21 protein-coding genes are annotated in these 20,779 nt (G+C 64.4%); 15 read left to right on the forward strand and 6 right to left on the reverse strand.

Translation table 11 applies throughout. The features are described from left to right. Positions 1–125: 125 nt before the first annotated feature. Positions 126–1,775: a bifunctional aminoglycoside phosphotransferase/ATP-binding protein gene (locus tag BLW71_RS04395; RefSeq protein WP_091793481.1), complete on the reverse strand. Its 1,650-nt coding sequence runs from the start codon at positions 1,773–1,775 to the stop codon at positions 126–128. A 307-nt stretch (positions 1,776–2,082) separates the two neighbouring features. On the opposite strand from BLW71_RS04395, the gene BLW71_RS04400 reads away from it, so the two are divergent. The 3 genes from BLW71_RS04400 to BLW71_RS04410 all read left to right on the forward strand — a co-directional run bounded on the left by BLW71_RS04400 (position 2,083) and on the right by BLW71_RS04410 (position 3,634). Beyond that, positions 2,083–2,511 carry an Hsp20/alpha crystallin family protein gene (locus tag BLW71_RS04400; protein WP_091793483.1) on the forward strand — a complete coding sequence of 143 codons (429 nt, stop codon included), beginning with the start codon at positions 2,083–2,085 and terminating at the stop codon, positions 2,509–2,511. 74 nt (positions 2,512–2,585) lie between these two features. Next, complete coding sequence (locus BLW71_RS04405; RefSeq protein ID WP_091793486.1) at positions 2,586–3,236, forward strand: BON domain-containing protein; 651 nt, start codon at positions 2,586–2,588, stop codon at positions 3,234–3,236. Between the two features lie 86 nt (positions 3,237–3,322). Next, on the forward strand, positions 3,323–3,634 hold the full coding sequence (locus BLW71_RS04410) for a UDP-glucose 4-epimerase (protein WP_286161930.1): 312 nt from the start codon (positions 3,323–3,325) through the stop codon (positions 3,632–3,634). A gap of 84 nt (positions 3,635–3,718) precedes the next feature. Here the strand turns inward: BLW71_RS04410 and adhP are convergent, their stop codons facing one another. After that, complete coding sequence (gene adhP, locus BLW71_RS04415) at positions 3,719–4,744, reverse strand: alcohol dehydrogenase AdhP (protein WP_091793488.1); 1,026 nt, start codon at positions 4,742–4,744, stop codon at positions 3,719–3,721. A gap of 264 nt (positions 4,745–5,008) precedes the next feature. Here adhP and BLW71_RS04420 point away from each other — a divergent pair, with 264 nt between their 5' ends. Next, complete coding sequence (locus tag BLW71_RS04420) at positions 5,009–5,698, forward strand: CBS domain-containing protein (RefSeq protein ID WP_091793490.1); 690 nt, start codon at positions 5,009–5,011, stop codon at positions 5,696–5,698. 44 nt (positions 5,699–5,742) lie between these two features. Further along, complete coding sequence (locus BLW71_RS04425) at positions 5,743–6,243, forward strand: phasin family protein (RefSeq protein ID WP_286161931.1); 501 nt, start codon at positions 5,743–5,745, stop codon at positions 6,241–6,243. A 65-nt stretch (positions 6,244–6,308) separates the two neighbouring features. Here the strand turns inward: BLW71_RS04425 and argF are convergent, their stop codons facing one another. The 3 genes from argF to arcD are packed head-to-tail and all read right to left on the reverse strand — an operon-like array spanning position 6,309 to position 10,080. Beyond that, positions 6,309–7,307, reverse strand: a complete 999-nt coding sequence (argF, locus tag BLW71_RS04430) for an ornithine carbamoyltransferase (protein WP_091793520.1) — start codon at positions 7,305–7,307, stop codon at positions 6,309–6,311. A gap of 45 nt (positions 7,308–7,352) precedes the next feature. Next, entirely contained in the window at positions 7,353–8,570 is a 1,218-nt protein-coding gene (locus BLW71_RS04435) for an arginine deiminase (RefSeq protein ID WP_091793522.1), read from the reverse strand. Positions 8,571–8,598: 28 nt separating this feature from the next. Then, positions 8,599–10,080, reverse strand: coding sequence for an arginine-ornithine antiporter (arcD, locus tag BLW71_RS04440; protein WP_091793524.1), 1,482 nt, complete (start codon positions 10,078–10,080; stop codon positions 8,599–8,601). Between the two features lie 261 nt (positions 10,081–10,341). Between arcD and atpD the strand changes: the two genes are divergently transcribed. From atpD to BLW71_RS04485, 9 genes are read left to right on the forward strand one after another with little or no spacing between them, the layout of a single operon-like run. Further along, complete coding sequence (gene atpD / locus BLW71_RS04445; RefSeq protein WP_091800409.1) at positions 10,342–11,817, forward strand: F0F1 ATP synthase subunit beta; 1,476 nt, start codon at positions 10,342–10,344, stop codon at positions 11,815–11,817. Further along, positions 11,814–12,272: a F0F1 ATP synthase subunit epsilon gene (locus tag BLW71_RS04450; protein WP_091793526.1), complete on the forward strand. Its 459-nt coding sequence runs from the start codon at positions 11,814–11,816 to the stop codon at positions 12,270–12,272. The genes atpD and BLW71_RS04450 overlap by 4 nt, the downstream gene beginning before the upstream one ends. Continuing rightward, positions 12,269–12,586 (forward strand): AtpZ/AtpI family protein, encoded by a 318-nt coding sequence (locus BLW71_RS04455; protein WP_091793528.1) that lies wholly within the window; start codon positions 12,269–12,271, stop codon positions 12,584–12,586. Before BLW71_RS04450 ends, BLW71_RS04455 begins: the two co-directional genes overlap by 4 nt. Continuing rightward, positions 12,579–12,872, forward strand: a complete 294-nt coding sequence (locus BLW71_RS04460) for an N-ATPase subunit AtpR (RefSeq protein WP_091793530.1) — start codon at positions 12,579–12,581, stop codon at positions 12,870–12,872. The genes BLW71_RS04455 and BLW71_RS04460 overlap by 8 nt, the downstream gene beginning before the upstream one ends. Next, positions 12,869–13,564 (forward strand): F0F1 ATP synthase subunit A, encoded by a 696-nt coding sequence (locus BLW71_RS04465; RefSeq protein WP_091793532.1) that lies wholly within the window; start codon positions 12,869–12,871, stop codon positions 13,562–13,564. Before BLW71_RS04460 ends, BLW71_RS04465 begins: the two co-directional genes overlap by 4 nt. Then, on the forward strand, positions 13,561–13,809 hold the full coding sequence (locus tag BLW71_RS04470) for a F0F1 ATP synthase subunit C (protein ID WP_091793534.1): 249 nt from the start codon (positions 13,561–13,563) through the stop codon (positions 13,807–13,809). Before BLW71_RS04465 ends, BLW71_RS04470 begins: the two co-directional genes overlap by 4 nt. A gap of 9 nt (positions 13,810–13,818) precedes the next feature. After that, complete coding sequence (locus tag BLW71_RS04475) at positions 13,819–14,568, forward strand: F0F1 ATP synthase subunit B (RefSeq protein WP_091793536.1); 750 nt, start codon at positions 13,819–13,821, stop codon at positions 14,566–14,568. Next, entirely contained in the window at positions 14,546–16,114 is a 1,569-nt protein-coding gene (locus BLW71_RS04480) for a F0F1 ATP synthase subunit alpha (protein WP_091793539.1), read from the forward strand. The genes BLW71_RS04475 and BLW71_RS04480 overlap by 23 nt, the downstream gene beginning before the upstream one ends. Continuing rightward, positions 16,111–16,962 (forward strand): F0F1 ATP synthase subunit gamma, encoded by an 852-nt coding sequence (locus BLW71_RS04485; protein ID WP_091793541.1) that lies wholly within the window; start codon positions 16,111–16,113, stop codon positions 16,960–16,962. Before BLW71_RS04480 ends, BLW71_RS04485 begins: the two co-directional genes overlap by 4 nt. A 36-nt stretch (positions 16,963–16,998) precedes the next feature. Here the strand turns inward: BLW71_RS04485 and BLW71_RS04490 are convergent, their stop codons facing one another. Continuing rightward, a complete protein-coding gene (locus tag BLW71_RS04490; RefSeq protein ID WP_091793543.1) occupies positions 16,999–19,875 on the reverse strand; it encodes an ATP-dependent Clp protease ATP-binding subunit in 2,877 nt (958 codons plus the stop codon). Positions 19,876–20,246: 371 nt separating this feature from the next. On the opposite strand from BLW71_RS04490, the gene BLW71_RS04495 reads away from it, so the two are divergent. Then, complete coding sequence (locus BLW71_RS04495) at positions 20,247–20,723, forward strand: universal stress protein (protein ID WP_091793545.1); 477 nt, start codon at positions 20,247–20,249, stop codon at positions 20,721–20,723. Positions 20,724–20,779 lie beyond the last annotated feature (56 nt).

A 20,779-nucleotide genomic window follows, 5' to 3' on the forward strand; every position in this document is an offset into this window, starting at 1 on the left:
GCCGGTGGGCCAGCCGCAGGAGCGAGGGCATCCTGTCGGCTAAAGGCGTTGCGTCCATCCACGGCGGCATGCACATGCGCTGAAACGTTGAAGGTTTACCTTTTTGGTGGGTGTGTGCATCCGCGCTAGCCGTGCGCCGCTTCCGTCGGCGCGGCCGCTTCGGGTTCGCACAGCCGCCGCAGCAGTTTTCGCCAGTAATCCAGACGGCCGAAATCAGCGAGCGGGACCTCCGTATCGAAGCTCACCGTTCGCTGCATTTCTTCGGCGGATAGCGGTTCCTCGTTGGCCATCTGGCGAATCAGCACGACCGGGCCGGCATCCGACGCAGTGTTCGAAGCGGCGGCGCGCGCCTGCACACGTTGTTCGAGTTGACGCGCTCGCGCATGAAAATCGAGCAGGAAAACGGGCACGCCGAGCGAGCGCGCGAGCGCGACGAAGCGGGCACGATGCGCTCGCTTGAGAAACGTCGCGTCGACCAGCGCAGGGTAGCCCGCCAACAGCACCTGTTGCGCCAGCCCTTGCAGCAGGTCGTAATGCTGATCGATCGAGTGCGGTGTGTACGCGTCCGCTGGCAGAGGCCGGGGATCGAAGGGAGTGAACGGACGACCGCGTTTGCGCTCGATGTCGCTCGACAGTCGCACGGCGCCGAGCAGGCTCACTAACGCTTCGCTCGCCACCGATTTGCCCGATCCGCAATAGCCGTGGCATAGCAGCAAGTAGTGCCGCTGTGGCGCGCTCAGGCGCTCTGCCAGATTCAGGTAGGCAGCGGCTCGCGCGAAGTGCTCATCGTGCGGTTGATTTCGTGTTTTCAACAAGGCGACGAGGGCACGCACCAGCGCGCGATAGACCATGTAGTAACGCAGCGCAGGCAACGCCGCGAAATCGCCGGTACGTTGCAGCCAGCCGTTCAACAGCCGCGCTGCCAGATCCTGCCGTCCGTATGCCTGCAGATCCATCAAGGGAAAGCTCAGGTCGCTGGCGACGTCGATCCAGCGCAAGGCGTCGTCAAACTCGATGCAATCGAACATGAGTACGCGCTTGCCGCGGCGCACGATGTTGTCGAGGTGCAGGTCTCCATGACACTCGCGCACAAAGCCGCCTCTACGGCGCGCGTCGAAGTGCCCGGCAAGACGTTTGCCTTCGCTCTCGCACCAGGCGGAGAGGCGCGCAGGCAAGCGCGCCCCGGTCTCACTGTCGAGCGCCTCCAGCACGGTGCGCATCTGCTGCTGAACAAACGGCGCCGACCCGAAGACCTCGCGAGTCGGCGTGCGTGGTGACTGCCGGTGGAACGTGGCGAGTTGCACGGCCAAGGCGTCTATTTCGGCAAAGCCGAGCTCGCCGCGCGCCTGCAACGCCTTGAACACGTCGTGTTCGTCGAAGCGCCGCATCCGCACAGCGTGCTCGGCGGTGTTGCCTGTCCCTGCGATGCGATACGCGCGTCCGCGGCGCGTAATCGATACGACGCCGCAATAGAGTTCGCGTGCGAGCCGCCGGTTCAGTCTGAACTCGTCGGCGCACGAGCGTTCGCGCGCTTGCGCCTGCGTGAAGTCCACGAAGCCCGGATCGACGCGCTTCTTCACTTTGTATGCGTAACGCCCGGCCAGGTACACGACCGAGATATGTGTCTCGATACGGCGAATGCGTCCCGCCGGATGGCCGTAGGTAGACGACCTCTGCATGGCGCGGTCGAGCGCACGCCAGCCTCGTTGCGCGAGCCGCTCGCGCTGCCGTAGGTGAACCGGACGCTGATGTGCCGGTGAAAAGTCAGCAGGCATGGAACTCTCCGTCGCACGATCATGGTTTCTTCAGAATAGATGCGGCCCATCGTGCGGGGTTGACCGACGTCATGCTTTTCGAGGTCTCGGACTGCGATGTGGGCCGCTTGACGCACGTCAATTCACGAGTCGAAGGCGAGCATAGAGTTACCGGTACAGCCTGCTCGTCGCGACGGTGAACGCCGTGCATCGAAGCGCGCTGCAGTGCACCGCTCCCGTCCTGAAGATCGAGCGTGAAAGAGGCGGTATGAGGCGTGCGACGCGAATGCAAATCCATGATGTGATTGACTAAATCAGGAGCAGTACGATGAGCAACTTGAGCCGATTTGATCCGTTTCCCCTCGAACCCATGTCCGAACTCTTTCAAGGTTTGTTCCGGCCGCTGCGCGGCGCGGGCGGCGAAGCGCCGCTTGCCGATATCAAGGTCGACGTGACGGAAAGCGATAACGCGTACACCGTGAAGGCCGAACTGCCGGGCGTCGAGAAAAAGGACATCGACGTAAAAATCGACGGCAACCTTGTTTCGATCAGCGCGAAAGTCGAACGGAATCAGGAAATGAAAGAGGGCGAACGGGTGATTCGCCGGGAACGCTATGCAGGCGCTGTCAGCCGCGCCTTTTCATTGGCGAGCGAAGTCGACGAGAGCGCGGCGGCAGCGGAGTACAAGGACGGCGTGCTCTCGCTCACGCTGCCGAAGAAGGCGGCTTCCGAACGCAAGCGCCTGCAGATCAATTGATCCGGGGCCGCGCGGAGCGCCGCGGTTTCGTGGGCCGCGCGGGCTTTTAGCCGTATGCCAACAAGGAGCACGCAATGAAGTCGGACATGGAATTGAAGCAGCAGGTCGAAGACGAACTGGCTTGGGATCCTGCGGTGACCGTCACGGACATCGGCGTTGAAGTGCATGACCGGGTCGTGACGTTGTCCGGGCATCCAGTGAGCTATGCGGAGAAGCTCGCGGCGGAAAAGGCCGCGCAACGTGTGGCCGGCGTGAAGGCTGTCGTAGTGGAACTGAACGTTCGCCTGCCGCATTCCGACGTGCGCACCGACGAAGAAATCGCCAACGCCGTTCGTTCCATCTTGCGCTGGACGGTCGGTTTGAGCGAAGAGTCGGTCAAGGTGCAGGTCGAGAAAGGTTGGGTGACGTTGAGCGGCGAGGTCGACTGGGCGTATCAGAGCCATGTCGCGATGCGTACCGTGTCGCACATGCGCGGCGTGACAGGGGTGTCGAACCTCGTGCGGATCGGCGGCAACGTGGCCGCGCTCGATATCGGCGAACAGATCGGCAAGGCGCTGCAACGTCACGCGGAGCGCGAGGCGAAGCACATTGCCGTGAAGGTGGATGACGGAACCGTCACGCTGACGGGCTCGGTCGATTCGATGGCGGAGCGCTCCGCCGTGCGAGGTGCGGCGTGGTCGGCGCCGGGTGTCCATGCGGTTATCGACAATCTGACCGTGGGATAGACAGGCGCCATGCGCCGCCCGGCTGCGGACGGGACGGGCGCCGCGCAGGTGGCGTGAGCCGTGCGCGGGCGCATGAACGGTGCAGCATGGACGGCAATCCATGGGCGGCGCACATTATCAAGGAGCGACACATGACGATCTCGGGTAGTGTGGGTGACGGCGACTGGTCGGTCGCCGCAACCACACATCGCACAGCGGGCGGCTTCGATTGCTCGATCCAACTCAGCCACCACACCCCAGAGGGCATCTTCAAACACGAGTTCAGACACAGCAGTGTTTTTCCTACCGAGCGCGAAGCGGTTCTGGCGGGTTTGCGCGAAGGCATGGACTGGGTCCGCCTCAAGATGTCGAATACGCTGTCGGTTCTGCCGGGGGGATTTCCGGCCGAACCTAAATGATTTCTGACTTTTGTCGCGCGTTCGGTTTAGTTCGCTTTTTTTAGTTCGTTTATCTCGCCATCCCGTCACTCGCTCAGTCGAGCTTCAGTCGAGCTTCAGGACAATACGTCCTTCTACCTTCCCGCTCTTCAAATCGGCGAAAACCTGATTGATATTGTCCAGCCGATCGAGATGGATTCGAGCGCGCACACGGCCTTGCGCGGCGAATTCGAGCGATTCCTGCAAGTCCTTGCGCGTGCCGACAATGGAGCCGCGCACGGTAATGCCGTTGAGCACGGTCGAGAAAATCGGCAGCGGGAATTCACCCGGCGGCAGACCATTCAGCGCAATGGTGCCGCCGCGCCGCACCATGCCCAGTGCCTGAGCGAAGGCGCTGCGCGATACGGCGGTGACGAGTACCCCGTGCGTTCCGCCGATTTCCTTCTGGATCGCCGCCGCGGCGTCGCATTCGGAAGCATTGAACGTGAGCGTAGCGCCGAGTTCGCGGGCGAGAGCGAGCTTATCCGCTGAGATGTCGACCGCTACCACGCGCAGGCCCATGGCAATCGCGTATTGAACCGCGACGTGGCCGAGCCCGCCGATCCCCGAAATCGTGATCCATTGACCCGGCCGCGTGTCCGTCATGCGGATGCCTTTGTAGACGGTCACGCCCGCGCAGAGGATCGGCGCGATATCTTCGAACGTGACTTCGGCTGGCAGATGGCCGACATAGTCCGGATCGGCCAGGACGTACTCCGCGTAGGCGCCGTTCACCGAATAGCCCGTATTCTGCTGCTCATGGCACAAGGTTTCCCAACCGCCAAGGCAGTGCTCGCAATGACCGCAGGCGGTATAAAGCCACGGCACGCCGACTCGATCGCCTTCCTTCACGTGTTTGACGCCTTCGCCCACGGCAGCGACATAGCCGACTCCTTCATGGCCGGGAATGAAGGGCAGCGTGGGCTTGACCGGCCAGTCGCCGTCAGCCGCGTGCAGATCCGTGTGACATACGCCGGACGCCTTGATGTTGACGAGAATCTGACCGCGACCGGGCTTCGGGACGGGGACCTCTTCGATGCGCAGCGGAGCGCCGAACTCGTGAACCACAGCAGCTTTCATCACTTGGGCCATAACCTTTCTCCAGACGTTGAACGCGTGGCGACCAGTATCTCTGTCATGCATACGGTGCAATTGACTTGGGTCATCCAATGGCTACGCGGCGCTATTCGGATCACGCTCGTGCTGTACCACCTTGGAGATGATCCACGTCAAACGGGAGGATGCGGTGGCGGCCTAATCTGAAGTCACCCGAGGGCTCACCGGCTTCGAGATATTGACGATCGAGACGGGCCGGTCCCGCGAATTCAATGATCCTAACTGTTCAGGAGGCTCACTATGCGCGCATCCGATGTCATGACCACCAACGTCATCTCTGTCACCCCCGACATGACTGTGCGGGACGTCGCCAGAATTTTCGTCGACAACGGCATCAGCGGTGCGCCGGTGCTGGATCCGGAGGGTCGTATCACGGGCATGATCAGCGAGGGCGATCTGCTTCGCCGCACTGAAATCGGCACCGACGAGCGCAAGCGCGCTTCATGGCTCGACGTCTGGTCCGCGAACCATGAAGCGCGGGATTACATCAAGACCCATGCGGTGAAGGTGCGCGATGTCATGACCGCCGACGTGGTGACCGTTCAGCCCGACACGCCGCTCGGCGAAGTGGCCGGCATTCTCGAGACGCGGCGCATCAAACGTGTACCTGTGACGCAAGCGGGACGGCTCGTGGGTCTCGTAAGCCGCGCCAATCTCGTGCAGGCGCTCGCAAGCGTGCCGGACGAGCCGACATCGGATGTGACGCTCTCGGACGCCGAGATCCGCGCGATGCTGATGGGCGAACTGGCGGGCCGCAAATGGAGCTTCGCCGGCCGCAATATCGTCGTTACCGATGGCGTGGTGCACCTGTGGGGCGTATTTCATGCGCTGGAAGCCGTCGACGCAGTTCGCGTGGCGGCGCAGAACATTCCCGGCGTCAAACGTGTGGAGGATCACACCGAGCCGTATCCAGTGATGCCGGGCATCTAGCGGACCAGCGAGCCGGCGCGTTTCGGCAATCAACTTTTGGAGGCATGATGGCTCAGATCATTCCCGGGCAATGGCTCAACATGGAAAGCGCCGGTTTCGACAATCTGTTCGGCGTCACGACGCGCAGCTTCGAGGCTTTTGAGCGGCTCACCGCGTTGAACCTGGAGGCGATCCGGTTTGGACTTGCCGAAACGCAGGAGGCGATGGCCCGGACATGCGCGGCAGACAATCTGCCGGAGATGCTGTGTCTTCCCACGTTGCTGGCGCCTGTGGGCGTGGCCCAGGCGCTCTCGTACAGCCGGCAGTTCTTCGAGATCCTGTCGGACCTGCAGCGGGACGCCGCGCCGCCCGCCGTTGGCGCGGGGCGGCAACGGCATTCGGCCGACAGCCTGGTGGGGGGGCTCGCCACCCAGGCGCTCGTGCCTGCCGAGGTGGTGGGCGAGCCGCAGACGTCTGCCGCGCCCGCCGTCGCAGGGGCGGACGCTACTGAAAATGAGAAAACGTCTGCGCACAAAAAGCCCATCCAACCGATGCACACGGAATAGCGGACTTCGGTTGGAGGTTAGGTCAGTGTCGAGTCGGTGTCGAAGATTCGCATTGTGCGCCGACTTTAAGCGAGGGTCGCCACAAGCACAGCCTTGATCGTGTGCATGCGGTTCTCGGCCTGGGTAAAGACGATCGACGCATCCGATTCGAACACCTCGTCGCTGACTTCGAGTTCGGACACGCCGAAATGCTCGTGGACCATCCGGCCGGTTTCGGTGTCCAGATTGTGATAGGCCGGCAGGCAATGCATGAAGCGGGTGCGCGGGTTGCCGGTTGCTTTCATCAGCGTGGCGTTGACCTGATAGGGTTGCAGGAGTTCGATCCGCGGACCCCACGCGTCCACAGGCTCGCCCATCGACACCCAGACGTCCGTGTAGACGAAATCTACGCCGCTCACCGCCTCATGCGGGTCCTCGACGATCGTCACGCCGGCGCCGGTGCGCTCGGCGAGCAGGCGCATTTGCGCGACCAGTTCGTCATGCGGCCACAATTCGCGTGGCGCCGCGATGCGCACGTCCATGCCCATCTGCACGCCGCCGATCAGCAGCGAGTTGCCCATGTTGAAGCGGGCGTCGCCGAGGTAGCAGAACGACAGCTCATGCAACGGCTTCTCGCCGAATTCCTGCATGGTGAGCAGGTCGGCGAGCACCTGGGTCGGGTGGAACTCGTCGGTGAGGCCGTTCCAGACCGGAACATGCGAATAGGTCGCAAGATCTTCGACCACGCTCTGATGAAAGCCACGGTATTCGATACCGTCGTAGAGCCGTCCGAGTACCCGTGCCGTGTCCTTGAGCGACTCCTTGCGGCCGAGTTGCGAACTCGCGGAGTCGATATAGGTGACGTGGCCGCCCTGGTCGTGCACGGCAACTTCGAATGCGCAGCGCGTGCGCGTCGAGGTCTTTTCGAAAATCAACGCGATGTTCTTGCCGTTGAGCCGCGGGACTTCATTGCCCGCGTATTTGGCGCGCTTCAGCTCGGCGGCGAGATCGAGCAGGAAGCGGATGTCGCGCGGCGCGAAGTCCTGCATGTTCAGCAGACTGCGATTGCGTAGATTGAATGCCATAGGCGAATTCTCCAAAGGGTGCGGCGCGTGTTTCGCGTCAGAGGGTCAGAGGGGGGCGCGTTCGATCGGGCAGGTCATGCAATGGCCGCCGCCGCGTCCGCGGCCCAACTCGCCGCTCGGGATCGTGATGACTTCCACCCCCGCCTTGCGCAGCAGCGTGTTGGTGTACACATTGCGGTTGTAAGCGACGACGATGCCCGGCGCGAGCGCGATCACGTTGTTGCCGTCGTCCCATTGCTCGCGCTCGGATTCCCACGTGTCGCCGCCGGTGGCGACGGTGCGCAGCGTGCCGATGCCCAGCGCCTGCCCGACCACTTGCAGAAACGGTGCGCTTTCGGGGCGCACGTCGAGCTGGCCCGGCAGCTTGCCGGGGCGCAGACTCGTGCAACGGATGGCATCGACCACTTCTGGAAAGATCGTGACCAGGTCGCGATCGCAGAAGGTGAATACCGTGTCGAGGTGCATCGCGCCGCGCGAGCGCGGCAGTTGTGCGGCGATCACCTGCTTGACCGATTCGCGAGCGAACAGCGCGCGTGCGAGTTGCGCGACACCTTGCGGCGAGGTCCGCTCGCCCATGCCGATCAGCACGACGTCGCGCGACAGCGGCATGACATCGCCACCCTCGAGCGTCGCGCCACCGTGGTCCGCCTCCGGGCCGCCCCACCAGATGCGCGTCCCGCTGCTGAAGAGCGGATGAAAGCGGTAAATCGCGGCGGCGAGCAGCGTTTCCTGTTGCCGCGCCGGCCAGTACATCGATCCGAGCACGAGGCCGTCGTTGATCCAGCAACTGCTGTCGCGCGTAAAGAGCGTGTTGGGCAGCGGCGGGAGGATGAATCCCGCAGGCAGCGTGCATTGCGCGAGCAACCCGTCGGCCTTGAACGGCAATTCCGCCCGAACGATTCCGCCGATCAGGCGAGTCGCCAGTTCACTCGGCTCCATCTCCTGGAGCCACGGCCGCAGTTGTGCCGCCAGTTCCGCATCCACGGTGCCGGGCGCGAGCTTGTGTTCTAGCACCCAGTCGCGCGCCTCACGGCCTCGCAGAATGTCGGCCAACAGATCGTGCATCTCGAGCACGTCGACGCCGTGCTCCTGCATCGTGCTGACAAACGCGTAATGGTCGTTCTTCGCCTGCGATACCCACAGCACGTCGTCGAACAGCAAGTCGCGGCAATTGGCGGGTGTCAGGCGTGCCTGCGCAAGTCCCGGGCGGCAGACCATGACCTTGCGCAGTGTGCCTGTTTCGGAATAGACGCCGAATGTCATCGAGTTTTCTCTCCTGAAGATCGCCGGATTACAAGCCGAGCGCGCCGGTGGACAGCAGCCACGCCGCCACGGCCGCGAGCACGAGCAGGCCCGCGAGGATCACTGCTTCGAACGGCTTGAACAGACGTGCGCCGCGTTCGCGCTTTGCCCAGCCGTACAGAAGCACGCCAGGCGCATAGAGCAGAGCGGAGAGCAGCAGATACTTGGGCCCGGCGGCGTAGAGCAGCCAGCAGCAATAAACGGTTGCGGCCGCACCGATCAGCATGTCGCGGGTTCGGGTGCCTTCCGCCGCCGCGTAGCCCTCGCCGCGTATGGCGATGCGAGTCGCGTAGACGGCGGAGAACAGGTACGGGATCAGGATCATCGAAGTCGCGAGCGAGATCAGCGCCAGATAAGTCGCGTTGGAGACGAGCGTGATGATGAGAAACAGTTGCACGAGTCCGTTCGTGACCCAGAGTGCATTGGCGGGTACGCCGTGACTGTTTTCGCGCGCCAGAAACTTCGGCATGACGCCGCCGTTCGCCGGCGTGAAGAGTGTTTCCGCCGCCAGCAGGGTCCACGCCAGCAACGCGCCGCCGACCGATATCAGCAGGCCGAGACTGATGAGTACCGCGCCCCAGGCGCCGACGGCCTTGTCGAGCACGCCGGCCATCGACGGGTTCTTCATCGCGGCGAGTTCGCCTTGCGGGACGATCCCGAGCGACAGCAGGGAGACCGCCATCAGCAGGACCAGTACGACCGCGAAGCCGAGCAGGGTGGCGCGGCCGATATCCTCGCGCCGCTGCGCGCGGGCTGAGAACACGCTGGCGCCTTCGATACCGATGAACACCCACACGGTGATCAGCATGGTGCTTTTGACCTGCGTGAAGACGCTGCCGAGCTTCGCATTGCCCCAGAAGTCCTGCGCAATCACATGGCTTCTGAATGCAATGGCCGCGAGCACGATGAACAGCACGAGCGGAATCACCTTGGCGACGGTGGTGATCGCGTTGAGCACCGCCGCGCTGCGCACGCCGCGCAGGATCACCGCATGCATGATCCATAGCGCGATGGAGGCGCCCAGCACCGCCGCGGGCGTATTGCCCTCGCCGAACACGGGGAAAAAGTAGCCGAGCGTGCCGAACACGATGACGAGATAGCCGACGTTGCCGATCCACGCGCTGACCCAGTAACCCCAGGCCGAATTGAAGCCAACGAAGTCGCCGGCACCGGCCCGCGCGTAAGCGTAGATGCCGTTGTCGAGTTCGGGCTTGCGGGTCGTGAGCGTCTGATAGACGAAGGCGAGCATCAACATGCCGACGCCGGTGATCAGCCAGCCGATCAGGACAGCCGCGGCGCCCGCGCCGGAAGCCATGTTCTGCGGCAGGGAAAATACGCCGCTGCCGATCATCGAACCGATCACCAGCGCGGTGAGCAGGCCGAGCCGCAATGGTTTTGCCACGGCGTTGCCACTCCGGCCGGCCGGGGCGGGAGTGGAGGGTGCCGAAAATGAATCTGCCAGGTTCTTCATGACGGACCTCACCGTTCATCAGATAGCTGGATTAGGTCACTTCGTGAAGGCTTGGCCGTTGATCTGGATCAGTCCGCGCAAGGTCGCGCCTTAGCGGGGCATGTCAGGCGATTGGGCGAACGGTTTGCGCGGGTCTGTGCGCAGCCTACGTATTTCTCGGTCCTATCTCTCAGACATTTGATGAAAGTCAGTTTCGCGGCGCATTCCAGGAATATCTTTTGATTGGTCAATCACCGCCGCGCAAACCCTCAAACCCCGACCATGCCCACTCGTCCAGCAGCAGCGTTTTCAGCCAGCCCGTCGACTGCACGGGATGGCTGCATCGTTGCCGTGCGCGGCGCGATCGTCGATGTCCGGTTCGACGGTGATTCGCTTCCCCCCGTCGGCGATGCGCTCGTTGTCATGCCGGACGATCTCGCGCCGGTGCTCGCCGAGGTGCAGGCGCATCTGAGCGAAACCATGGTGCGCGCGCTGGCCTTGCAGACAACCGCCGGGTTGCGGCGCGGCACGCGTGTGCGAGCCACCGGCGGCCCCATTGAAGCGCCGGTCGGCGAAGCCGTGCTCGGCAGGCTGCTCGACGTGACTGGCGCGACCCGCGACGACGGCCCGGCGCTTCCCGCGCAGATCGAGCGTCGTCCGATTCATCGCGCGGCGCCGCCGCTCGCGTCGCTGAAAGGCACCAGCACGCTGTTCTCGACCGGCATCAAGGTGATCGATCTGCTCGCGCCGCTCGCGCAGGGCGGCAAAGCGGCCATGTTCGGCGGCGCCGGCGTCGGCAAGACCGTGCTCGTGATGGAACTGATTCACGCGATGGTCGAGCGCTATGAAGGTATCTCGGTGTTTGCCGGTGTCGGCGAACGCTCGCGCGAAGGCCACGAGATGCTGCTCGACATGCGCACTTCCGGCGTGTTGCCGCGCACGGTGCTGGTGTACGGGCAGATGAACGAGCCGCCGGGGGCGCGCTGGCGCGTGCCCTTCACGGCATTGACGATTGCCGAATACTTCCGCGACGAACGCCGGCAGAACGTCCTGCTGCTCATGGATAACGTGTTTCGCTTCGTGCAGGCGGGCGCCGAAGTGTCGGGTCTGCTCGGGCGCATGCCCTCGAGAGTCGGCTATCAGCCCACGCTGGCCAGCGAAGTTGCGAGCTTGCAGGAGCGCATCGTGTCCGTGGGCGGCGTATCGGTGACGGCGATCGAGGCCGTGTACGTGCCGGCCGACGATTTCACCGACCCCGCCGTGACCGCGATTGCAGCACACCTCGACAGCATGGTCGTGCTGTCCCGCGCGATGGCCGCCGAAGGCATGTATCCCGCCGTCGATCCGATCGCGTCGTCGTCGATCCTGCTCGATCCGCTGGTGGTGGGCGAAGAGCATGCGGCCGTGGCCACCGAGGTGCGCAGGATCATCGAGCATTACCGCGAGTTGCAGGACGTGATCTCGTTGCTCGGCGTGGAAGAACTGGGCGCCGACGATCGCGCGCTGGTCGGCCGCGCCCGTCGCCTGCAACGCTTTCTGACCCAGCCGTTCGCGGTCACCGAAGCGTTTACGGGCGAAGCCGGCCGCTCGGTGGCGCTCGCCGACACGATTGCCGGCTGCAAGGCGATTCTCGCGGGCGAGTGCGATACGTGGCAGGAGAGTTCGCTCTACATGATCGGCTCACTCGACGAAGGGCGCAGCAGGGAAGAGGCTGCCGCGCAGCGACCCGCTGCTGCGGAGAAGGAGCCCGTGGCATGAGCAACAGCGCACTGAAGCTGACCATCGCCACGCCGTCGCGGGTATGGTTCGACGGCGTCGACATCGTTTCCTTGCGCGCGGAAGACGCAAGCGGTTCGTTCGGCATCCGTATTGGTCATGCCGATTTCGTCACGCAACTGACCTCTTCGGTGGTTCGCTGGACGGGTGCCGACAACGTGTCGCACTACTGCGCGGTGAACGGCGGCGTGCTGCTGGTATTGGGCGGCGCCACGGTGTCCATCGCTTGCCGCGAAGCGATTCCGGGCGATTCGCTGGAAGGCCTCGAGGTGCTGGTGCGCAGCCGCCACGCCGACGAAGACGACGCGGCGCGCCGTGCCCGGGTCGACCAGTTGCGGCTGCATGCGCGCGCGGTGCGTCAGATGCTGCGCTACTTGCGGCCGCGGCCCGGAACCGACAGTGCCAACCCGGCCGGCTCGGGGGCGACACCGCAATGAGCACGCCACGGCACGACAAGCGCAATACCGAAGCCGACAGGCTGGCCGGCGCGGCGCAACAGGCTGCGGAGCGCGCGGCGCGTGGGCGCGAAGAGCCGGAGCCGTCGCTCGGCAGCCGGCTCGGCCAGATCGGCATTCTTGGCTGGGCGATCGTCGTGCCGACTTTGCTCGGGCTCGCGTTGGGGCACTGGCTCGACCGCACGTTCGGCACGCGGGTATTTTTCTCGGCGCCGCTTCTGATGTTAGGGGCGGCGCTCGGTTTCTGGTCCGCGTGGAAATGGATGCATCGTCAACAGGGAACACACCGTGAATAGCGCGCTGGCATGGCCGCTACCGCCGCTCGCCGCCCAACTCGTGATCGGTCTCACGCTCGGCATGGTGGCCGGCGCGTGGCATTTCCTTTCGTTGCGCTGGAACTGGCCGCTGTTCGCAACGGGCAAAACGGCTGCGGCGCTCGCGCTGCAACTCGCGCGCATTGCGTTGACCTGTGCGGTGCTGCTGGTGCTCGCACGCATCGGTGCGCTCGCGCTGCTCGCCGGCATGGCAGGCGTGCTGCTCGCACGCAGGATCGCGCTACGGCGTTACGGAGGCCTGTCATGACCGAATCACCGCTCACGATCGCGCCGCTTCTGCGGATTGGACCCGTGGCGCTTACCTCGCCCGTGTTGATCACCTGGGCGATCATGGCCGTCGTCACGCTGGCGGCTGTCGTGCTGAGCCGAAGACTCTCGCTTGCGCCCGGCAAGACGCAAACCGCGGTTGAGCTGCTGGTCGAAACCATCGACCAGCAGATTCGCGACACCATGCAAACCGAGGCCGCAACCTATCGCGCGCTGATCGGCACGCTGTTCATCTTCGTGCTGGTCGCCAACTGGTGCGCGCTGGTGCCGGGCGTCACGCCGCCCACCGCGCACCTCGAAACGGATGCCGCGCTCGCGTTGATCGTGCTTGGCGCGACGGTCGTCTATGGCATTCGCAGCCGGGGTGCCACGGGCTATCTCGCGTCGTTCGCGGAACCGAGCTGGGTAATGATTCCGCTAAACGTCGTCGAGCAGATCACGCGGACGTTTTCACTCGTCGTGCGCCTGTTCGGCAACGTCATGAGCGGCGTGTTCGTGATCGGCATTCTGCTGTCGCTTGCCGGCCTGCTGGTGCCGATTCCGCTCATGGCGCTCGATCTGCTCACGGGCGCGGTGCAGGCCTACATTTTTGCTGTTCTCTCGATGGTTTTCATCGGTGCCGCGATCGGCGATCCGCACCATGTCAGTGTCAAAAAGGGCGAAGTCTCATGAATAACCTTATCGAAGTGGTCAGTATCGCCGCGGCAGCGCTTGCCGTTTCGTTCGGCGCGATCGGGCCGGCGCTCGCGGAAGGCCGTGCGGTCGCCGCGGCGATGGATGCGATCGCTCGGCAGCCGGATTCGGCGGGCACCGTATCGCGCACGCTGTTCGTCGGGCTGGCCATGATCGAGACGATGGCGATCTATTGCCTCGTGATCGCCTTGCTGCTGCTGTTCGCCAACCCGTTTGCGAAATAGGCGGACTCCATGCGAATCGACTGGTGGACGCTTGCGCTCCAGACCATCAATGCACTGGTGTTGATATGGCTGCTCGCGCGTTTTCTGTTCCGCCCGGTCGCCGGGATCATCGCCGAACGTCAGAAGGCGGCGCGCGCGCTGATCGCCGATGCCGAGGCGGCGAAGCTCGCAGCCATTCAGGAGCGCGACAAGGCGGCCCACGAAACGCAACAGCTGGCGGCGGCGCACGGCGAAGCGATGAAAACCGTCGCCGTGGAGGCCGCGGCGCAAAAGCAGGCGCTTCTGAGCGCCGCGCAAGCCGACGCGGACGCCTTGCGCGCGGCGGCGAAAGGCGAGGCCGCGGGGGCGCGCGCCGAGCAGGACAAGCTCGCGTCCGAACGGGCCAGCCGGCTTGCCGTCGATATCGCGGCAAAGCTGCTCGACAGATTGCCCGAGAGCGTGCGCGTGAGCGGCTTTATCGACGGTCTCGCCGAGGGGATCGCACAACTTCCGGAAACCGCCCGCGCGGCGCTTTGGGGCGACGGCGCGGTGCCGACACTCGCCGCGCCGCGTGTGTTGAGCGAGCGGGAGCAGCAGCAGTGCCGCACGATGCTCGCAACCTGCCTGAAACGTGATGCGCCGGTCAACTTCGAAGTGGATCCGCATTTGATCGCCGGCCTCGAACTGCGCTCGCCGCATGCCGTGGTGCGCAACAGCTTCGGCGCGGAACTCGTCCGGATCAAGGAGGCGCTGCTCGATGACAGTCATGCTTCCCGCTGAAACGAGCGACGACGCCTGGCTTGCGGCGCAGCGCGGGGCGCTGGCCCGCACGGCATGCGCGCCTTATGCCGATACGCTCGGCCGTGTCGAGCGGATCGGTGACGGGATCGCGTTCGTCTCGGGACTGGCCGATGCGGCGCTCGACGAATTGCTGCGATTCGAAAGCGGCGCGAGCGGCTTCGTGCACTCGTTGGAGGCCGATCTCATGAGCGTCGTGTTACTCGACGACGGCGCCACCGTCGAAGCCGGCGCGCGCGTGACGCGCACCGGCGCGGTGATCGAAGTGCCCGTGGGCGAAGGCTTGCTCGGTCGTGTGATCGATCCGCTTGGCCGGCCACTCGATCGCGACGAACCTGTGTCGGCGGTGAAGCGCATGCCGATCGAGCGGCCCGCGCCGGCGATCATCGATCGCGATCTGGTCAGCGAGCCTGTCGAAACCGGCGTGCTGATCGTCGACGCGCTCTTCGCCGTCGGACGCGGACAGCGGGAGCTGATCATAGGCGATCGTGCAACGGGCAAGACCGCGTTGGCGCTCGACGCCATCGTCAACCAGAAGCACTCGGACATGATCTGTGTCTACGTGGCGATCGGCCAACGCTCGACAGCGGTGCAGCAAGTGATCGAATCCGTGCGGCGGTACGGCGCACCCGAGCGCTGCGTGTTCGTGGTCGCGGCGGCGGCTTCGGCGGCCGGATTGCAATGGATCGCACCGTTTGCGGGCGTCACGATCGCCGAGTACTTTCGCGACCGCGGACAGCATGCGCTGGTCGTGATCGACGACCTCACCAAACACGCCGCGACGCACCGGGAGTTGGCGCTGCTGACACGCGAGCCGCCAGGGCGCGAGGCCTATCCCGGCGACATCTTCTACGTGCATGCGCGATTGCTGGAGCGCGCGGCGAAACTGTCGGCGGCGCTCGGCGGCGGGTCGTTGACGGCATTGCCGATTGCGGAAACCGACGCGGGCAACCTGTCCGCCTATATCCCGACCAATCTGATTTCGATCACGGACGGCCAGATCGTGCTGGACACCGCGCTGTTCGCCGCCAACCAGCGTCCGGCCGTCGATGTCGGGTTGAGCGTGAGCCGTGTCGGCGGCAAGGCGCAGCATCCCGCCTTGCGCGACGTGTCAGGCCGCTTGCGGCTCGATTACGCGCAGTTCCTGGAGCTGGAGATGTTCTCCCGCTTCGGCGGTCTGACGGATGCTCATGTGGCCGGCAAGATCGCACGCGGGGAGCGCATCCGGGCATTGATCGCGCAGCCACGCTTCAAGCCGCTGCGCACGCTCGATGAAATCGCGTTGCTGGCCGCGTTGTCCGAAGGCGTGTTCGACGGCGTGCCACCAGCCATCGCCGCCGAAGTGCGGAGCCAGCTCGCCGAACAATTGCCGGGCGGCAGCATGGCAGCCGGATGGGCGGATGCGCCGCTGGACGCCCCGACTCAAGCGGGACTCGTTACGGCGGTTCGCGAACTGGTGCAGCGCCTGACGTTGCAAGCGACGCTGCAAGCGCCGAACGGCGCCGCCCCGGCCGGGAGCGCGAAATGAGCGGCCGACTCGCGGAAATCGAAACGCGCACGGCGACCGCGCAACAACTGGACGCCGTGATCGGCGCAATGCGTGGCATCGCTGCGGCGCGTTCGCGTGAAGCGCAGCGGCGGCTGCCGGGTATCCGCTCTTCGGCCGCGACCGTGGGGGCTGCGATCGGCGCCGTCCTTGCTCATGGAAGAGCGGCGCAAGCCGCCCTGTCGGAGCCGGATCATGGCGCGCGGATCGTGATCGCGCTGTGTTCTGAACAGGGCTTCGTCGGCTCGTTCAACGAGCAGGTTCTGGACTATGTGCGGCCTCGTCTGGATAACGCGCGGTGTGAACTCCTGCTCGTCGGCACGCGCGGAGAGATGGCGGCGAACGAACGCCACCTTCCGGTCGCATGGAGCTCGCCGGCGGCGTCCCATGCCGATGACGTGCCGTCGCTGGCCAACCGTGTCACGGATGCGCTCTATGTGCGTCTTGGCGCTCGCGCGGTGGACCACGTCTCGATCATCCATGCGCTGCCTGGCGTCGCTGCTGCCAGCGAGATGGTCGAACACCGGTTGATTCCGTTCGATTTTTCGCGGTTTCCGGTGGCGGCGCGCGCCGTGCCACCGTTGCTCACCTTGCCGGTCGAACGTCTGCTGCCTGGGCTGGTCGAGGAATATGTGTTTGTCGAGATATGCGAAGCGTTGATGCTCTCGTTCGCCGCGGAAAACGAAGCGCGGGTGAGGGCGATGCTGGCCGCCCGCACCAATGTGAGAGACACGCTCGACGAACTGACGCAAAGCTATCGTCGGGTCCGTCAGGACGAAATCACCGCCGATATCGCGGAACTGGCGGCGACCGCCACGCAGCCGATCTAGCGGAGCGGCGGGTCGTCGTCCCGACGCCGCTCGTCTTTATCCGGCCGCGAGATCGCCGCCGTCGACTTTGCCGCGCTTGCGCGCCGGGCTGACACGCTTGCGCGCGGGTTTCCCGGTCGGCCCGGCGTCATCCTCTCCATTAACGGGCGCATGGTCTTCCGGCTTTATTGCGCCGGCGAGTTCCGGCTGTGGCGCTTCAGTGAGTTCGAAGACCGTATCATCCTGGAGCGCGTCGAAACGGCACAAGACCCGGTTGCCCTCGCGGATCGCACCGTCGAGCATCTGCTTCGCGAGCGGATTCTCGATGGTCTGGCGGATGCGCCGCCGCAGCTCACGCGCCCCATATTCCGGTCGATAAGCCTCGGTCACGAGCTGGTCGACGATACTGTCGTCGAATACGATGTCGATGTCCTGGCTCTTCGCGACGCGCGCAACCTTTTCGAGCTGCAAGCGCACGATCGAACGAATCTGATCCGCGCTCAACGATTCGAAAATGATGATTTCGTCGATGCGGTTCAGGAACTCGGGGCGGAAATGCGACCGCAGCACCGTCATCACGCCTTCGCGCACGCCGTCCGGCTGTCGGCCTTTACGGGCACTCTTGCCGGTATCGCTGCCATTTTCCGACGCAATGAAACCCGGACGCTTGCGAGGCGTGCCCATGATGACGTCCGAGGCGAGATTGCTGGTCGCAATGATCAAAGTGTTGGCGAAGTCAATCACGCGACCCTTGCCGTCGGTCAGCCGCCCGTCGTCGAATACCTGCAGCAGAACGTTGTAGACGTCCGGATGCGCTTTTTCGATTTCATCGAGCAGAATCACGCTATGCGGGCGCCGCCGCACGCGCTCGGTCAACTGGCCGCCTTCGTCGTAGCCGACGTAGCCGGGCGGCGCGCCAATCAGTCTCGCCACCGCGTGCCGCTCCATGTACTCGCTCATGTCGATACGCACAATGGCGTCTTCGTCGCCGAATACGACTTCAGCGAGCGCCTTGGCCAGTTCGGTCTTGCCGACGCCGGTCGGGCCAAGGAACAGAAACACCGCGAGCGGCTGATGGCGGGCCTGCAAACCGGCGCGGCTGCGCCGCACCGCATCGCTGACCGCGCCGATCGCTTCTTCCTGGCCGATCACGCGGCGGTGCAAACGGGCCTCCATTTGCAGCAGTTTGGTTTTCTCTTCCTGCGTCAGGTCGGCAACGGGAATGCCTGTCATCTTCGCGACGATCTCGGCGACCAGCGTGCGGGTGACCTCCGCGCTGCTCGTGCTCACGCGGCGCTTCCATGCCTGCGTCGCGTCGTCGAGCTGGGTTTGCTTGCCGGCCAGTTGTTCTCCGAGCGCCTTCGCACGCTCGAACTGTTTGTGCGACGCCGCGTATTCCTGTTCGCGCCGAACCTGGGCGATTTCCGATTCGAGTTCCAGCACCTCGGCCGGGCGTGACGTGGACGACAGATGCTCACGCGCGGCCGCCTGGTCGATCAGGTCGACTGCCTTGTCCGGCAGGAAGCGGCCCGTGATGTAGCGGTCCGACAGTTCGGCGGCGGCCACACAGGCTTCGTCGAGAATCGTGACCTTGTGATGCGCTTCCAGACGGTCGCGAAGCCCGCGCAGAATGCCGATGGTCTGGTCCACACTCGGCTCGCCGACCAGCACGGGCTGGAAGCGCCGTTCCAGTGCTGCGTCTTTCTCGATGTACTTCTGGTATTCGGCGAGCGTGGTTGCGCCGATCAGATTGAGCTCGCCACGCGCCATGGGCGGCTTGAACACGTTGGCGATATCCAGGCCGCCTTCGCCGCCGCCCTGGCCTGCACCGACGATCGTGTGCACCTCATCGACAAAGAGGACCAGCTGATCCTTGTGCGCTGAGATTTCGTCCATGACCTGCTTGACGCGTTCCTCGAATTCACCGCGATATTTGGAGCCCGCGACGAGCGAGTTGACGTTGAGTTCGATCAGGCGTTTTTCGCGTAGTGTTTCCGGCACGTCGCCGCTGATCATCCGCTGCGCGAGTCCTTCGACAATCGCGGTCTTGCCGACGCCGGGCTCGCCGATCAGCACGGGGTTGTTCTTTTTGCGTCGGGCCAGCACCTCGACGAGCGTCTCTGTTTCCTTCGACCGTCCGATAACCGGATCGAGTTTGCCGTCACGGGCGAGCCGCGTGATATCGCGGCTGTACTTGTCGAGCTGCGGCGTGTCGCTGGGGGCCTGCGCGGCTTCTTCCTGGCCCGCCACCTTCAAGGTCTGCTGACGCAGCTGGTGAGGCGACAGGCCGTACTTCATCAACAGATCGCCGGCAAAGCTGTCGGTCACCTCGGCAAGGCCGGTGAGAATGTGTTCGGGGCCGACGTAGTTCTGTCCGAATTCACGCGACGCGATAACGGCGCGTTCGAGCGCACTCTTCAGGCGTGGAGAAACGGAGATTTCGCCCTGCGGCGCTTTCGTCGTGGCATGTCCTTTTGGAGCGTTCGCCTCGATGTACTTTTGCAGCTCGCTGGCGGAGATTTTTACTGCCGACAGAATCCGCTGCACGCTTTCGCTTTCAGCGAGTTCATAAAGCACGTGTTCGGTGTCCACTTCGTGACGGCCGAATTGCACCGCGCGTTCGGCGGCGCGTTGCAGTATTTCCTTCGCCTGCTCGCTGAAGTGCTGTTGCAGGTCGATTCCTTTGTTCACGGGACCGTCGTGCTGCGTGCGGGCGGACTCGGGGCCCGGGCCATTCGCCGCCGGGTCCAGCAAGCCTTCGAAGAGACCGCCGCGGAACAGCGATTCGAGCGGCGACACCTGTCGTTGATGCCGCGTGAGTTGCGCGTAGTGGTAGTCGCAGACGTCGAGTTGCCTTCTGCGCCCTCCCTGAATGACCGCGACGCGGATGGTTGCCGGCCTGACGCCGCAAAGCTCGCACAGATGTTCCGCCATGTCGTATCTCCCGAATGTACCGGTGTTGGAAAAGCAGGCGAGCGGGAAGGTGACTGTCGTAGTGCCCGCCGCCTGTCGATCGGATCATTGTGGGCGGCGGGCAGTACGAGTCGTTGAGCTTGATCAAGCGTTGCCGCGTCGTGAATCCGGGGTGGGCCGGTGGCCCGGCATGCGAACCGCCGCGCGGCGTGATACGCGCATGCGGTCGATGCCGCTTTTGCATGCGCCTTCGCGCTTCCCGCGCGCAATGCGATTGCTTGACGCAGGTCAGGCCGACAGAGCCATTCGCGCCGATCATCCATCTAATCTGCAGCGATGGACAGTATCAAGACGTCGAGCGGGGGTTCTGCAACGTCTACGAGGAGCCGGTCATGTATCAGAAGATCGTCGTGGCTCTGGATGGCAGCGAGTCGTCCAGATGGGCGCTGTATGAAGCGCTCGAATTTGCTCAGCTGACGCAAGCGTGGCTTCACGCGGTGTACGTCGTCAATCCCTGGTGCGTGTCGCGCTACGCGGGCTATTTCAATGCCGAACAGCTTCGTAACGTGCTGCGCGAAGACGGCCGTCTCGCGCTCGACGAAGCGCGCCGGGCCATGGCCGAGCGCGGCGTGCCCGGCGACACCGAGATCGAGGAGACAGAGAATGCAGCGGACGATATCCCGCATTGCCTCGCCCGTTGCGTGCAGCGCCAGGGCGCCGGCCTGGTGGTGATGGGCACGCAAGGCCGGCACGGCATAGGAAGGTTGTTGCAGGGCAGCGTTGCGGAAACGTTCTTGCGGAGCGCTCACGTTCCGGTGCTGCTTGTCAGGACTCCACGCGATCAGGACGAGATACCGTCGGGGCTGTAAAAAGGACGCCGGCGGCCGGGCGTCAGCGGCCGTCGCCGCCACGCCCAAGCTCTCAA

It is taken from the genome of Burkholderia sp. WP9, assembly GCF_900104795.1.
In the GTDB taxonomy this organism is placed as follows: Bacteria; Pseudomonadota; Gammaproteobacteria; order Burkholderiales; family Burkholderiaceae; genus Paraburkholderia.